The sequence below is a fragment of the Streptomyces sp. NPDC107562 genome, assembly GCF_055657325.1.
The window spans coordinates 1277635-1291936 of the sequence record NZ_JBVKBE010000001.1; the positions used below are offsets into that span (position 1 = coordinate 1277635).

A 14302-nucleotide genomic window follows, 5' to 3' on the forward strand; every position below is an offset into this window, starting at 1 on the left:
GGGGGTGGTGGTCACAGCAGCCGCGCTCCGCCCGCGAAGCCTGACATCGTGTTGACGGCGTCCAGGCGCACCACGGTCCCGGGGCGGGGAGCGTTGACCATCTTCCCGCCGCCCAGATAGATCCCGACGTGGTAGATCGTGGAGTCGCGTCCGGGAGCGGTGGCGTAGAAGACGAGGTCACCGGCCTTGAGCGCGCCGGTGCCGAGGCCGGCTGGGATCCGCGTGCCGGCAGCGGCCTGGGCGGCTGCGACGCGCGGCAGTCTGATGCCGGCTTTCGCGTACGCGTACTGGGTCAGCCCGGAGCAGTCAAAGCCCTCGATGGTTGTACCGCTCTTTCCGCTGGGGGAGCAGCAGATGCCGGTCGACTTGCCGCTCGCGTTGCCGCCGCCCCACGAGTAGGGGACACCACGCTGGGAGAGCGCCGCTTCGATGACGGTGCGGACCTTTCCCTTCACGTTCTTCAGGTCCGGGTCCTTGGCGGCCGCGGTGTACTGGTCGACCCAGCCCAGCACGTTGGCGACGTACTCCCGGGAGCGGTTGTACTGGAAGACCGCGGCCTCGAGCTGAGTGCGCTTCGAGAGGTCCCGGCCGTTGCCGCACAGGTAGATCGCCGCGCCGAGGGCGGCGTCGTCGGCGTTGTGCGGGTCAGCCCTCTTGTCGCCGCCTGCGTCCTTCCCGACGCCTTCCCAGGTGGAGGGAAGGAACTGGAAGGGGCCGACCGCACGCTCCGCGCCGGCGGTGCCGTCCCAGCGGCCGTTGTCGGTGTCGGGAAAGACAGTGGTGTTGCCGCCCTGGCCGGAGCCGTTGAGGAGCACCCCGTAGATTTTCGGGCGGATGTCGCCGCCTGCGGAGATGTTCCTGCCCACGGCGTGGTTGGACTCGGCCTTGGCGATCCCGGCGAGGACCGGCCAGCGCATGCCCTGGCACTTCGGCACATGCTTTCCGACGTGCTGGACGGCGTTGTGGTACGCGGTCAGCATCCTTGGCGGGATGTCCGCGACGCTGCCGCCCCCGGCGATCCCGCCGTCGTCCTGGGCGCCCGCCTGCAGCGCGACGTAGGCGCTGATCGCGTTGCCGACCGGTGCGGCACAGCACACGGCCGCGAACAGCAACAGCACCACCACACACACCCACCGCGCGATGCGGCGCCGGGCCGGCCTCATGCGTCCTCACCGTCCTGCGTCTGCCGCCCGGCCCTCTCCTGGCGCAGCCGCTGCGCGTCGGGCGCGGTCCTGCGCAGCAGTTCCTGGAACCGGGCCCGGGCCTCGTCACGTGTGGCGCGGCGAGCGCCGCGCCCTCCGGGCAGGACCGGCCGTGACCTGTCCGGTGCCCAGCCGGCCGGACGCCGGAGCCCACCGCCTGCCGGCCGCGCCTGGGACGTCGGTGAGGTGCCGGCTGCGGGCGCGGTGCCAGATGCGGGCGCGCCGGCGGCCGGGGAGGCCGGCCGCGTACGGCCCGGCGCACCGGAGGAAGGCGTCGACGACGGTGTTGGGCGAGCTGGCAGACGACGGCTGGCGAAGGGGCCGCTTCCGCCGCTGTCGTCCGTCTCCTCCCGCAGGACACGGGAGACATGACGGCCCGTGTCGGCCCAGGCCCGGCCGTCCTCACGGACGGTGTTGCCCCAGACCCGTACCTGCTGGCGGACGTCCTGCACGTAGCGCGACTCTCCGGCCCGGACCCTGCGCACGCCTGCCGGCAGACCGGCCGTCGCCCCGTACACGGTCCGGCCCCCGCGGTGTGCGATGCGGTAGCCGCGGTAGCGGACCAGCCGGTTGTGGGCGCGGGTGGACAGCAGGGTGCGGTCGGTGTTCTGGTCGTGGAGGATTTCGCCGGAGCGCCGGTCGACGACCAGACCTTCGTCGTTGCGGTACCTGTCGGGCGGGCCCCCGGGCCGACGCGGCCGTGGTGCACCTGCCACGCTGCCGCCGCCGTCGGGCGGGCCGCCGGCATGGGTGCCGCCGGTGTGGGGGGCACCGTCGGCGGTCGCCTTTTGCCACCTGGCGAGCTGGTCCTTGTCCGGGCGGCGGCCGAGCAGCAGCCAGTGACCGCCCTGCGCGCCGAGCCGCACGCCCATGCCGCCGACGGCGGCCGCGGCGGTGAGCGGGGCCAGCCCGCGACCGGCTTCGAGGGTGGCGTCGGTGAGGATCCGTCCGGTGTCGACCGGCATGCCCGCGCTGTCGGCCAGTGACGACAGTGCACCCATCAGCCGGTGGCGGGTACCGAGCAGCCCGAACCGGCCGCCGCCGGTGAAGGCCCGCAAGCCCCCGCCATTGCCGCCGAGTGCGGTCGGGGAGTGCATTGCGAGCGCGGCACCGAGCTCGGACGTGTCGCCGGGCATGTGGGTGCCGCCGACCTTGGCGTAGCGCATCCGCATGGCCATGCGCCGCCCGAAGGAGGTGATGCCGCCCAGGAGCCGTCGGTGTCCGGCCGTGCCGGCGATGGCCAGCACGTCGATCAGCAGAATCCGTTCGACCATCAGGTCCGGTCCGTCGGTGATGACGGCGTCCACAGCGATCCCGAAGAACGGGATGTAGGCGCAGATCCCGATCATGGCGAGCATCGAGATGGCCCACACCGACAGCCATTTCCACACGCTTTGGCGTGCCGGGCCGGGCAGCATGCCCGCGACGAACGCCACGCCTCCCAGAGCCGCTGCCCCGGCGCACACGCCCTGGGTGCCGAGCAGGACGATGGTGGCGGACAGGAGCATGCCGCAGATGAACAGCGCGCCCACCAGCAGCAGGGCGGCTCCACCGACGCGCCACCAGGTCGGCTCCAGGGCATAGGACGCGCACGCTTTGCCGACCGGCCCCGACCTGTTGAGGTCGTTCAGAAAAGCGAAGAATGCGCGGTCCTCTTGGGAGACGGAGGCGTTGAGGAGTTCATCGGCCGGAGTGAGCAGTGTCGAACCGTGGTCGCCCTGGTGGTTGCGCTCGCAGTACGGCTTCGCCGGACCGACGATCCACTTGCAGGGGTCGTCCTCGTCTCCGCCCCCGGTATCGCTCTCACACAGCTCCCGGGTGGCACCCGAGAGCAGACTGCAGTTGTTCTTGCCGTCGCCGGAAGCGTCGCGGTGGTAGCCGCCGGTGACCCATCTCAGGTGCGCTGCATAAGCCTTGACGTCGGAGGGCTTGGCCGGGTCGAGGATGCGCCCGTACTGCAGCAGCATGTACGGCTTGACGATCAGCGCGTTGGTGACCGAGTCCTGCAGAGGCCGGGCCACTTCTGCAGCGGTGGCCGGGCCCTGCTCCTCCCGCTCCAGGCACCTGATCTCCGCCATGCCCGCCAGGCCGTCACAGGGGCCGGCACTGGCGAGTTTGCCGCCCCAGTCGTAGGAGTTGACGCTCTGCTGGGCGACCTCGGCACCTACCTGCTGGGCCTGGCCCAGCGGCCCGTCCGCGGCGAGCAGGTAGTCGGGCCGCACGAACGCGGAAGCAGCGAACGCACCGATGACCAGAGTCAGGACGATTTCCCCCAGACCGCGTCCGACCCGCCCACGCACGATCATGAAACCGGCGAAGAAGAACGCCCAGGCCAGCAGCAGTCCTTTCAGGCCGAGCGTGTCGACGACGAGGGTGTCGTAGACCTCGGCGACCTTCCCGGCCGGCGCGCTGAGGATCTTCAGCAGCGGGAACCGGAACGCGACCTCGATCGCCCAGCCCGCCAGCCCGACCAGGATCCGGATCAGCGTGAACAGACCCGACAGTGCGAGGGTGAGGGCCTGCGCCTCGAACGCGAAGACGGACCCGCCCTGGGTGCTCACCTCGTAGCCGTTGATGGGCACGCCCTCGGAGGAGGTGATGTTCAACGGGGCGAGCAGGTCCCCGGTCTCCGTGCTCCCACCGGCCGCATAGACGACCTGGGCGTTGACCATGACGAACACGCCGGTGAGCAGCAGGACGAACCCAGCGGAGCGACAGGTGCTGCGATCTGGGCGCAAACAGGTCATGTCAGCGCCGCCGCCCTTCGCGGGCAGAACTGCTGCCGGGCCGCCAGAACACGAGCGCGCCCGCCGCGGCCGCCACGGCAATGAGCTGCCACCTTCCAGCGCTGCCGCTGCCGCTGCCGCTGTCGCGGGCGGGGGACGGGCGAGGGGTGGCGCCGTGGCCTCGTTCGCAGTAGGCCTTGGCCGGCCCCACGATCAGTTCGCAACGATCGCCCGGCTGCTCGGCTGTGCCCGCGGCGAAGGCCTGCCCGGTGCGCGACCACCGGGCCTCGGGCCGGTGCGCCCCGAGCCCGAGAACCAGCACACCGGCCGCCACCACGATCACCGTGAGCACGCGCCCCGTGGCGGCAGCACGCCGTGAACGACTGGAATACAGAGTGCGCATCAGGTGTGTTCCTTCGGGTGGCCGTCATCGGCGACGCCGGCACTGTCGTCGGGCGCGAACTGGTGGGCGGTGTGGGTGCGTCCGGGTGTGGTGGTGATGGAGGAAGCGATCCGAGGAATGCGGGGAATGACGACCTTGATCCGGCCGGTGTTCTGCCGCGGGCAGGCCAGCAGGAACTCGCCCTCGCGGCCACGCTGTCCCACCGGTGACAGACCGGTCGTCACCAGCCGCAGCAACGCGTCGTCGTTCGCGTCCAGTCCGAGGAACTCAAGTCCCCGGCGGGCGCGTTCGCGGTCGGTGGTGCGGGCGAGCGCCCGGTAGGCCATCAGGCCGCGGTCGGGTCCGAGTTCTTCCGCGTCGTGGGAACCGGCGACGAGGCCGGCGCCGTGCTTGCGGCCGTCGTGGAGGATCTCGTGGACCAGCGCGGTGCCCTCCGCGGAAGACGTCAGCCAGTACAGCTCGTCCAGGACCACCGCGGTGAACCGTTCCGGGTCCTCGAACGCCCTCTGCCGGGCGATCGCCGCGACCAGGTAGAGCACCGCACGCCCGATCAGTGCTTCCAGGGGCTGCTGGTGCAGGACTTCCGGGTTGTCGAACGCCGCCTTCGGCGGCAGCTTCAGCCCGGCCGTCGTGATCACGATCATGTCGCAGGCGCCGGAAGCCTCCAGCCGCACCGGCGGCAGGTCCGGGTCGAACACCATCGCGGCAAGGGGGTTGGTGGCGACGACGCGGATGAGGCCCGCGAGGGTGGCGGCCGCGTCCTGCCGCTTGCCCGCCTCCTGCGCAGCCATGTCGTCGAGGACCTCGGTCACACGCTGCATGGAGGGCCGCTCGCAGGAGGCGGCCGTCTCCACGGCATGGTGCAGGACTTCGCCGCTGGTACTCATCGGGCCGATCCCGAGCTGGAGCGTGAGGTAGGACAGGGCGTAATGGCGGCCTTCTGGGCCTTCGAACATGCGCAGCGGGTCGATCGACACTTCCGCCTGCGCGGCGTCGATGATCTGGCAGCGGCCCCTCGCCGCGGTGCGGGCGAAGCCGGCCCATTCGCGCACCGGTGTGCGGTCGATACAGATCGCGACCCCGCCGCGCGCCCACACCGCTTCCGCGACCAGCTTCTGCAGGACGCTTTTGCCTGAGCCGAGGTCGCCGACGATGCCCATGGACGCGGAGGCGTCCTGCTTGGGGGCATCAGCCACATTGATGGTGACGGGACGGGTGGTGCCGCAGTCCAGGTCGATCCCGAGAACCATTCCGCCGGGATCGCCAACCTCCGCGGTCGTGAAGGCCCCGCCCAATGCCCAGTCCTCGGACACCTGGTGCTGCGTGAACTCCCGCAGCACGCCGGGCCGCACGGTGCCGGGCACGCCCAGGGTGAACAGGGCCTCCTGCAGGCCTGCCGGGCGCACCGCCCGGTAGTCCGCCCCGCCCAGGAGCGCGGCCAATGCCCGCGCCCTGGCATCACAGACCGCTGCGGTCGGCCCCCACACCGTCAGGACCGTCACCGACTGCACCTCGACCTCGACCGAGGTCCGCGAGAGCCGGGCGTCGAGCTCGCCGAGGTCACGGGCGGCATCCGTCAGGGAGGCGGGCATGCCGGTGGGGCGGGCATCGTACTGGTCGGCCTGGTCGACGAGTTCGTTCTTCTTGCGCCGCACCTGCTCGCGCGCCTTCTCCGCGGGCACGAGCGTCAGGTCGATCGTGTAGTCGACGGGGAAGTCGAGCGTCTCCAGCTGGGCGAACAGATCCGCGGCATCCCCGCTGACCGCCGACGGGCATTCGGCCAGGACAAGGTGTGCCTGGTAGCCGGCACCGGCGTCGGACTCCACCTGCAGCCACCGCCTGCGCAGCGGCGAGCCCGTGGTCATCCGCCACCACGCGGTGCGGCCCGACCGCCTGATTTCGTCCGCAGCCTTCAGTTCAGCGACATCATCGAGAACCGGGTCGATGCCGCCCTCCTGAAGACGCACCTGCCCGAGATCGGCGTAGCTGGGGGAGCGCAGCGCACCGTTGCGGAGCTGCCCGCCGTACAGGTCGCTGGTCTCGGCCTCCGTGAGCAGCGGCTCACCGATCCCGCGGTGCAGGGCGTGCTGGATCATCCACACGATCTCCGCAGGACGCGCCGGCCGGAAGGAGAGGCCGCCCGCAAGCGCGGACTCCACCCGAGAAGCCTCTTCCCGGCACGAGTTCACCTCGCGCCGGGAAACGGGCGCCGGGCGCATGCCCAGCACCGGAGCGACATCCGCCCACATCGCCCCCAGCGAGGCGGCCAACTGCCCGCCCGCGCCACCGTTGTGCAGGGGAACTGCCAGCCACAGCGTGCGGCGGTGCATCTCCTGCTCCTGCAGCAGGTCCAGGGTGGCTTCGACGTTCTCCACCCACGGATGCGCACCGTCACCGGCCGCATGGTCACCCGGTTCGATGCCCTCGATCATGCGCAGGGCGATCTCGCCCGCATCGACCTGCGCACACCACCCGAACAGCCGCGGCGCCCCGGACAGGGAACGCACCAGGTGCGTGATCTTGGCCAGCTGTTCGTCGCGTACCGCGGCCGGCACATAGGTGCCCTGGACGGACTCCTCACCCTGTCCGCCCGCGCCCGCGTCCGGGCTGGGGTGCAGCCGGTACAGCGCCCATACGCTGCCCTGCGTCGACCACACCAGGTGCCCGGCGATGTGACGGACCGGAACCCTCATCGCGCACCCCCGTCCCGCACGGCGAGCGCGAGCAACCGCTCAACCCCCGACACCGGACCCGTCGCCCTCACGACCGGCATCGCCTGCGCGCACGGCGTTGACCGGCCCGCAGACAGTCGGGACCGGTGCCCGCGACGGACCGGAGCCGGCGGCGGCGCCGCGGCCAGATGGTGAGCGGGGGCGTCCTCGATGGTGAACCCGCCCAGCACCGCGCCCGCTACCCGGTCACGGGCGGCGCGGCCGCCGACCCGTCCGCCCGCCGGCTGCCAGGCCAGCAGCGCCCAGCCCATCGCAGCCTGCACCGGGGCACGCCCCTTGATCTTCGGGCGGCGTACCACCCAGACCGCCACGGCCCACGCCGCGACCGGGACCGGGCCCAGCCACGACCACCACGCGACCGTCTTGACCAGAAGGAAACCGCCACCGACCGCGACCACGATCTGCACCGGCGTGTACGGGCCCAGCGGGATGCGCCAGTCGGCGACCCTGCCCAGCACCCACGGATGCCGGCGGGCAGAGGTGTAGAAACGGCCCACCCTCCCGCTCGCGGCCGCGCTCACCGCCAGCCTCCCGCATCCGTGCCGTGCTGCCGTGCAGGCGTCGTGGCACGCTGCACCAGGTGGCCGTGGTGAGCGGGCGCTGACTTGGCCGGGTTGCTGACCTCGTCCTCGAACATGTCGGCGAGGCTGTCGCGGGAGTTGTACAAACCCAACGCGATGATCATCAGCAGGAGGGCGCCGATCGCCGCCTTCGGGCTGACCTTCTGGACCATGATGATGACCACGAGGACAGCCAGACCGGCCTGCAGCCCCTTGGTCGCCCACTCCTGGAACATGCTGATCCAGGAATCGCCCAGGTCGTCCAGCTCCCCCGCCAGCATCAGGTGGTGCACCGTATTCACCGGGCACCCCCGCCCTGGCCGGTGCCGGTCTCCAGCGCGGCGATGTCCCACCGCCCTGCCTGGACCTCGAGCTTGATCTCGTACGCCAGCGGCCAGCGGCCAACGTCGTCGCGGGCCTCGACCCGCGCAAGGATGCGCACCGTGGTGCCGCCGGCCGGGACCTGCTCACCGGCAGCGGCTTCCTCCACGGCCATAACCTGCAGCACGTCGATCGCCGTGTACGGGGCAGGGGAGAGAGGCGCCAACTGCACACCAGGCGTCAGGTAGCGGTCCACCTCACCGGCACCGGTCAGATACGCGGCCAGGAACTGCCCCACCGACGAGGCCAGAACACCGTCAGCCGGCACCGTCACCGCGTACGGCGACTGCGCCCCCTCCACAGGAGCGGGACCGGCCACCACAGCGGGGACGCCCCGCACGGCGAACGAGTCGCCGCTCAGGGCTGCGGTCACGGGGACGGCGAAGTAGCGCACCCGGCCGTCGGCGTACTGCGCAGCCACCGTCACCGACCAACGGCCCCCGCCGCGCTGCACACTGCGCACCGCCGTCACCGACTCCAGCTCCGCCTGCGCACCCGCGACCCGGCCGGGCAGATCGACGTCCGGGGCCAGCGACTGCGCACGCCGCGCCTGCGCACTCTTGGCGTCGTCCGCGCTGCTGCGCAGCCACGCACCGAGGAACAACTGCGCATAGCCCGACGGATCCGCCACCGTGGTGGTGCGCACCGTGGGCGGCTTGCTCGCCGGGGCGGCGGCCACGGGGGTCGGGCCGGACAGCACAGAGACGCCGAGTCCTATGGGGCCGGCCGCGATCGCCGCGAGCAGGGCCAGACGCGACAGACACACACGGCGCCTCATCCGCTCCAGCCGGACGCCCGCGGCCACCGGAGGGGCAGCACCGCTCTCCGAAGCCGTCGTCGCAGGGGACATGGTCAAACCTCCAGGTCAGTGCGCGTGCCTGCTGACCTGAAGAAAACCCGCTGCCCCCGCCCAGACCCCCGACCACGAAGACCCGACCACGGTCACGACGGAGATACGAAACGCACGGTGGGGGCTGTGGTCGGCCCCACCGAAGCACCCACCACGGCCCGCAGGCGTCTCGGCCGGTGCACACCACACCACGTAGTCCAGGGGAGCCGGCACCGGCCGAGCACCGCCGGCCGCACACGCGTGCGCCGGTGCGCACAGCAGCGCCACCTCAATCGCCGCAGCGATGGCCTGCGCATCGAGACAGCTGCTCGCGCCGGGAGACCGCTTGTACCGCATCGCAGTGCGCAGCCGTCTTCACGCGATCCGGCTGCGCACGACTGCCGTTGGGCTGCGCAGCCACGATTGCGCAGTGCCCGGCAACGCTTCGTGTACGAACTACGCGCTCTCTGACGCCCCAGCCGCATACCGGGCTCGGAGCTTTGCGGCCAGACCGAGGGCCACCTCGAGACGGTCCTTGACCGTCACCTCCCATGAGCCGCTGTCTATCGCGGCAAGGACCACGAGGCACTCTCCGAAGTCATCCACAGCAAATTTCTCCGGTGAAAGCCGGCTGCGGTCTTCAGCTGCCACGAGGAGCAGATCGAAGCACTGGCGAACGCCGACAGCGAAGTTCTGCAACTGCCCCCACGACATGGTGTAGCCCTCCGGAGAGGCATGCACTGTGGCCCTGAACTCTTCAAGGTCGAGACCATCGGGAGCGGGCCCGATTCCGTCGAAATCGAGGATGCTCCACACCCAGTCGTTTGCCGGGACGAAGGAAAGCAGCTCAGCAAGACCGACGATCCCCCCACCACCGTCATGCATTCGGAACCGCGCCAGCTCACTCACCAGTCACTCCCACTCTTCCAACAGCCCAGGGACACCACGACTGCGGGGCCACCGGTTGGCTTTTCTGATCGTCCTGCACGACGTAGGGAGGTCCCCAGGGCTCGGGATCTATCGCGTAGCAGCCCCGCGGGACGGTGGACGGTGCCCGGCGTGTCTCCTTGTCCCGGTCGCACTCGTCGTTGCTGACATCGGGGATAACGGCGAGCTCGGCCAGCTCCGGCGTGATCGCGGCGCCGCACTTGGAACAGAGGAAGACGGTCATCCCCTCGTTGTAGCCCTCAGGGCTGCGGCTTCGCATCCTTGTTCAGCTGCGCGGAGTCGATGCGCACGACAAGGGTTGCTACCGGGATCCCCACCGTGCAGGGGGCGTGGTGGGCCCGACCACAAGCCTGACCACGACAGCACACTGCGCATGTTGCGCGATCGTGACCGGTGGTCGGCGGCTGTGGCCGCCGGCTTGGTCGGGGGAGCCGGGTGAGCTGACGGCATGGACCGCTCACACGCCCCTTCACCCAACAGCTGCCGAGGTCACCCCGTCGAGCCTGCATGCTCAGGCTCGGGCGGCGGAAGCGGCTGCGCACACATGCGGGCCGAGGCTGCGCCGTGAGCGGTTTCGCCGGGGGGATCCGGCGGGGCGTGATGGCGGCCGACCGGTTCACGCAGATCGCCAACGGCCTCTTTCGTGATGCGAGGTTGAGTTTCAAAGCGAAGGGGATCTTCGGCTGCATCTCCACGCACCGCGACGGCTGGCAGATCACCGTGGACGCTCTGGCCGCTGTCGGGCCCGACGGGCGAACAGCGGTCCGCCTCGGCCTGCGGGAACTGGAGCAGCACGGCTACCTAGTCCGCGAGCGTCTGCGCCACACGAACGGCCGGCTCGGCGAGGCCGTCTACGCCATCACCGACCACCCCGCCACCCTCGACACCGCACTGCCGGGAGCCGTGTCCGGTGGGACGCTATCCAACCCGGGCGACGAATCCGCCTTCGCCGGGGGGATCCGGCGGGGCGTGATGGCGGGGGACCGGTTCACGCAGATCGCCAACGGCCTCTTCCGCGATTCGCGGCTGACTTTCAAAGCCAAGGGGATCTTCGGCTACATCTCCACCCACCGCGACGGCTGGCGCGTCACCGTCACCGACCTCGTCCGCCGCGGACAGGACGGCAAGAGCGCCATCACCACCGGGCTCAAGGAGCTGGAGCGGCACGGATTTCTGCTACGCAGCCGTGAGCGGAACCCGGGCGGCACGCTCGCGCAAACCCTCTACCTCATCACCGACCTACCCGCCACTCAAAACCCCAGCGCACAACCACAGTACGGTTTTCCAGCGTTGGCTGAGCCAGCGTTGGCTCATCCGCACCCTAAGAACACCAGCCTGAAGAAGACCAACAAGCAGAACACCAACCCCATCCGTCCGTACGACCGCAGCGACAACGCTGCGCGCAGCAGACGCAGACACCCGCCGCACACGCCAGCAGCCGACGACGTACACCCCGGTATCCGGCTGCTCCTCAACCTCGGCGCCGCCCGCCCCGACCTTTTGCTGACCGGGAAGGCCCTGACGGATCAAGGCCGCGTCGTCACCGTGATGCTTCAAGCCGGATGGAGCCACGAGCAACTGCGCCACGTCATCGCCGCCCGGCCCCTGCCCCACCCTGTACACACCTCAGTAGGGGCGATCATCGCCGCCCGGCTACGCGCCGCCCAGGCCTACCCCCCGCCCGCGGCCGTGGCCGGCCACCACCACGCGCCCGCGCCGCCGGCCCTGCCGGTAACAGAGCCGCAGGCACTCCCACGGGCCTCGACCGTGCCCGCAGCGCGCACCCCGGCCCAGGCCCTGGCCTACCGCGCGCTCATCGAATGCGCCAGCTGCGGCCGCCCCGGAACTGCCCCCGGTCAGGACCTGTGCCCCGCCTGCCTCGACTGGCCGCCGTGCCGTACCTGCCCCGGACCCACGCCCCGGCGCGCCCGTCCCGGCAGCGACGGACGCTGCACCACCTGCGCCTCCACCCCACCCACACAGTAGGAGGGAAACCGCCCATGACCGAAACCCGGTCTCACCCCGATCACGCCCCGGACTGCTATCTGCTCTTCGCCCATGAGCCGTACTACCCCGGCCCCTACAGCTGCGAGATCAACACCACCCTCGTTGCCGCCGCCTCACTGCTCCACCCCCGCGTGCGCCAGCCCGACGGCGCCCGCATCCACGACCTCCTCACCCGTGGCCGCCGGCCGGGCCAGGTGGTGCCGCTGGCCACCCTCACCCACGAACTGGACGGCGGGAGCGACTGGCCGGCGGTCGGCGACTGGGAGAGCGTCACCATCGGCCTGCTCCACCTCGTCCGCTACGGCCGCTGCGACGCCCTCTCCCTCACCCTGCCCCCGATCGAGCGCGCCCTGCTGTGCACCGGCCCCCACAGCCACGTGCACGCCATCGATCCGGCGACCGGCCAGTCCCTTGCTTACGGACCGCCCGAGCGCGCCGCCGTCCTCACCGAGGTGGACACCTACCTGGCCGGCCTGGTGTCCAAGCGGCCCTTGTGGCCTGGCAACGGGCTCCTGGACCCACTGAACTATCCCGCGTGAGCACACCAAGACCACGCATCACGCAACCGTTGCCCCGAGGAGGACCACCAGCATGCTGCCCTGGCACGATTCGTACTCGCTGTGGGCCGACCTCCGGCGGCTCTGCCGCCGCCCTGCCTGGCTCAAAGGCCCCACCAGTGGCAACATCCCTAGCCAGGCTGGTATCGCGAAGACACACCTGGGTGCACGCGTGGACGAAGACGTCGCGGAACTTGCGAAGAAGCGCGCCGCCGACCTGGGACTGAGCATCGGCGACTACCTCGCCCGACTGGTCCAGGAGGACGCCAGCGGCCTGCGCACCCATGCAGTCGACGCAGCCGCCCACTTCCTGCCAGAGCACCAGAGCGTCTTCGACGAGGCAGCAGCCGCCCAGCAGCCACCGCGCGGAACGGGCGGAGCCTGAAGAATCCGAACATCGACGCGCTCTGGATCCTCCTGCAGGCTGCCGAAGCGGCCGGAGCCAACGATCCGGCACCCGACGACTACGGCGTCCCCGCCTCGGCGATGGCCCCCACCGGGCCGAGCTGTTCGAGCAGACCGTCCACGACGCCCCTACACCAAGGCCGCCGCCCTGGTGCACACCCTGGCGGTGCCGCTGGCTGGAGCGCTCCAGCCTTGCCGTCGCCGCGGCCACCGGTGTGATGTACCTCAAGGCCACCGGAATCACGGTCGAGCCCACCCCGGTGACGCCCTCACGCGCGCGGACCTGCTCTTGGACCGGGCCTGCACCGCCGGGAGGACCGCCGCTCTGTTGAGGCCTGGCCGACCACCATCTGAACCAGCCCCGATGGCTGGCCTCCCACACTGCGGCGCGCCTCGCTGCGACAGGCACACCAGCCAACTGGCAGCCGAGAAGCGGTGTCTGAGCCCAGCATGACAACGACGGGGGGAGGCACTACGTACAAGCCCCTCAGTTAGGGTCTAGCGGTGGCTGCCTTCGACCCTGACGCTGACCTGTCCGACGACCTCGCCTTCGGCCTGATGGCTAATTCCTTCGTCACCCTGTACTGGCGCCGGAGTCTGCTGGAGGAGGCCGCTGCCTGGTTGCGCGACCACGACTACCAAGTCGTCGTTCTGGAGGCAGGGCAGTGGACCGCGGAAGCGGACATGCACCGCGACGTGGCCTTGGCACTGGACTTCCCGGACTACTACGGACGCAACCTCGACGCACTCAATGACTGCCTCCGGGACGTCGAGTCCTTCGCCTACGGAAGTACAAGGGATGCGACTGGCCTGGTCATCGTCTTCACCGACTACGACCACTTCGCCCGCGCCGAACCGCGCGCGGCCCAAGCGGTTTTGGACATCTTCGCTGGCCGCGCCCGCAGTGCGGCGCTGTTCGGACACCGCATCATGGCCCTGGTCCACAGCAACGACCCAGATATTGAATTCGATTCGGTCGGCGCGATGCCCGTCATGTGGAACGACGCCGAGTGGCTCGACGCCAGTCGTCACCCCGGTTGATCCCCGCCGGGCAGCGATCATACTTCGGCAGTAACCTCGACGCCTTCGCTGACAGCCTCAGCTGGGGATTAGGGCCCGGGCGACGATTCCTACGTTGCGGAGTGGCGCGATCATCGAGTTGCTCGCGGGCATCCGGGCTCTCTGGAGACCGACCGACGGGTGGGGATCAGTTTGTCGCGTTGTCATCCCATGAACCGTCACCCTGTCGGTGATGATCTTGCCGAAGCGTGAGAAGAGCGCGGAATGACCATTGTTGATATGGACAGTCCCGTAGGGATCTTCGGGGCTCGGCGGTGGGCTGCGCCCGTGACTGCTCGGGCCGGGTCGAGGATCCTCAGCCGGCTTCTTCCAGGCGGTCCCGCACGCCATCGCCGTCGGGTAGGCCTTCCCCTGTCGTACGGTTGAGGTCGAAGACGTACACACGTGCCGTGTCACGCACAGGTAGGGGACCTGAATGCGGACGACGCCCGGCGAACCACAGCCCGTTCACGACATCCTGGTAGTGACGTCC

The 14302-nt window shown here is 70.4% G+C and carries 12 protein-coding genes and 1 pseudogene; 5 read left to right on the plus strand and 8 right to left on the minus strand.

Features of this window, described 5'->3' with window-relative positions:
- Positions 1-11: 11 nt before the first annotated feature.
- From ACZ7LV_RS05630 to ACZ7LV_RS05665, 8 genes are all read right to left on the minus strand, one after another.
- The gene (locus ACZ7LV_RS05630) at positions 12-1163 is read right to left on the minus strand and encodes a C40 family peptidase (RefSeq protein ID WP_471935953.1); all 1152 of its coding nucleotides are present in this window, start codon (positions 1161-1163) and stop codon (positions 12-14) included.
- Positions 1160-3949 (minus strand): hypothetical protein, encoded by a 2790-nt coding sequence (locus ACZ7LV_RS05635; RefSeq protein ID WP_471935955.1) that lies wholly within the window; start codon positions 3947-3949, stop codon positions 1160-1162. The genes ACZ7LV_RS05630 and ACZ7LV_RS05635 overlap by 4 nt, the downstream gene beginning before the upstream one ends.
- 1 nt (position 3950) lies before the next feature.
- The gene (locus tag ACZ7LV_RS05640; RefSeq protein ID WP_471935957.1) at positions 3951-4331 is read right to left on the minus strand and encodes a hypothetical protein; all 381 of its coding nucleotides are present in this window, start codon (positions 4329-4331) and stop codon (positions 3951-3953) included.
- Positions 4331-7024 (minus strand): ATP-binding protein, encoded by a 2694-nt coding sequence (locus tag ACZ7LV_RS05645; RefSeq protein WP_471935959.1) that lies wholly within the window; start codon positions 7022-7024, stop codon positions 4331-4333. Before ACZ7LV_RS05645 ends, ACZ7LV_RS05640 begins: the two co-directional genes overlap by 1 nt.
- Entirely contained in the window at positions 7021-7584 is a 564-nt protein-coding gene (locus ACZ7LV_RS05650) for a hypothetical protein (protein WP_471935961.1), read from the minus strand. Before ACZ7LV_RS05650 ends, ACZ7LV_RS05645 begins: the two co-directional genes overlap by 4 nt.
- Positions 7581-7925 carry a hypothetical protein gene (locus ACZ7LV_RS05655; protein ID WP_471935963.1) on the minus strand — a complete coding sequence of 115 codons (345 nt, stop codon included), beginning with the start codon at positions 7923-7925 and terminating at the stop codon, positions 7581-7583. The genes ACZ7LV_RS05650 and ACZ7LV_RS05655 overlap by 4 nt, the downstream gene beginning before the upstream one ends.
- The gene (locus ACZ7LV_RS05660; RefSeq protein WP_471935965.1) at positions 7922-8854 is read right to left on the minus strand and encodes a conjugal transfer protein; all 933 of its coding nucleotides are present in this window, start codon (positions 8852-8854) and stop codon (positions 7922-7924) included. The genes ACZ7LV_RS05655 and ACZ7LV_RS05660 overlap by 4 nt, the downstream gene beginning before the upstream one ends.
- A gap of 435 nt (positions 8855-9289) precedes the next feature.
- Positions 9290-9742, minus strand: a complete 453-nt coding sequence (locus ACZ7LV_RS05665; RefSeq protein WP_471935967.1) for a hypothetical protein — start codon at positions 9740-9742, stop codon at positions 9290-9292.
- Between the two features lie 603 nt (positions 9743-10345).
- Between ACZ7LV_RS05665 and ACZ7LV_RS05670 the strand changes: the two genes are divergently transcribed.
- The 5 genes and pseudogenes from ACZ7LV_RS05670 (at position 10346) to ACZ7LV_RS05690 (ending at position 13791) form a co-directional block, all read left to right on the plus strand.
- Positions 10346-11767 (plus strand): hypothetical protein, encoded by a 1422-nt coding sequence (locus ACZ7LV_RS05670; protein ID WP_471935969.1) that lies wholly within the window; start codon positions 10346-10348, stop codon positions 11765-11767.
- A gap of 14 nt (positions 11768-11781) precedes the next feature.
- On the plus strand, positions 11782-12327 hold the full coding sequence (locus ACZ7LV_RS05675) for a hypothetical protein (protein ID WP_471935971.1): 546 nt from the start codon (positions 11782-11784) through the stop codon (positions 12325-12327).
- A gap of 190 nt (positions 12328-12517) precedes the next feature.
- Positions 12518-12730: a hypothetical protein gene (locus tag ACZ7LV_RS05680; RefSeq protein ID WP_471935973.1), complete on the plus strand. Its 213-nt coding sequence runs from the start codon at positions 12518-12520 to the stop codon at positions 12728-12730.
- Positions 12727-13104, plus strand: a pseudogene (locus tag ACZ7LV_RS05685) (fic family toxin-antitoxin system, toxin component). The gene ACZ7LV_RS05680 and the pseudogene ACZ7LV_RS05685 overlap by 4 nt, the downstream one beginning before the upstream one ends.
- A gap of 150 nt (positions 13105-13254) precedes the next feature.
- Positions 13255-13791, plus strand: a complete 537-nt coding sequence (locus ACZ7LV_RS05690; RefSeq protein WP_471935975.1) for a barstar family protein — start codon at positions 13255-13257, stop codon at positions 13789-13791.
- The last annotated feature ends 511 nt before the right edge of the window (positions 13792-14302 follow it).

Excerpts from the sequence above, each read along its gene's own strand:
- ACZ7LV_RS05640 (WP_471935957.1), bottom strand. The coding sequence starts at position 4,331 with ATGCGCACTCTGTATTCCAGTCGTTCACGGCGTGCTGCCGCCACGGGG.
- ACZ7LV_RS05660 (WP_471935965.1), bottom strand. The coding sequence starts at position 8,854 with ATGTCCCCTGCGACGACGGCTTCGGAGAGCGGTGCTGCCCCTCCGGTG.
- ACZ7LV_RS05630 (WP_471935953.1), bottom strand. The coding sequence starts at position 1,163 with ATGAGGCCGGCCCGGCGCCGCATCGCGCGGTGGGTGTGTGTGGTGGTG.
- ACZ7LV_RS05645 (WP_471935959.1), bottom strand. The coding sequence starts at position 7,024 with ATGAGGGTTCCGGTCCGTCACATCGCCGGGCACCTGGTGTGGTCGACG.
- ACZ7LV_RS05635 (WP_471935955.1), bottom strand. The coding sequence starts at position 3,949 with ATGACCTGTTTGCGCCCAGATCGCAGCACCTGTCGCTCCGCTGGGTTC.
- ACZ7LV_RS05675 (WP_471935971.1), top strand. The coding sequence starts at position 11,782 with ATGACCGAAACCCGGTCTCACCCCGATCACGCCCCGGACTGCTATCTG.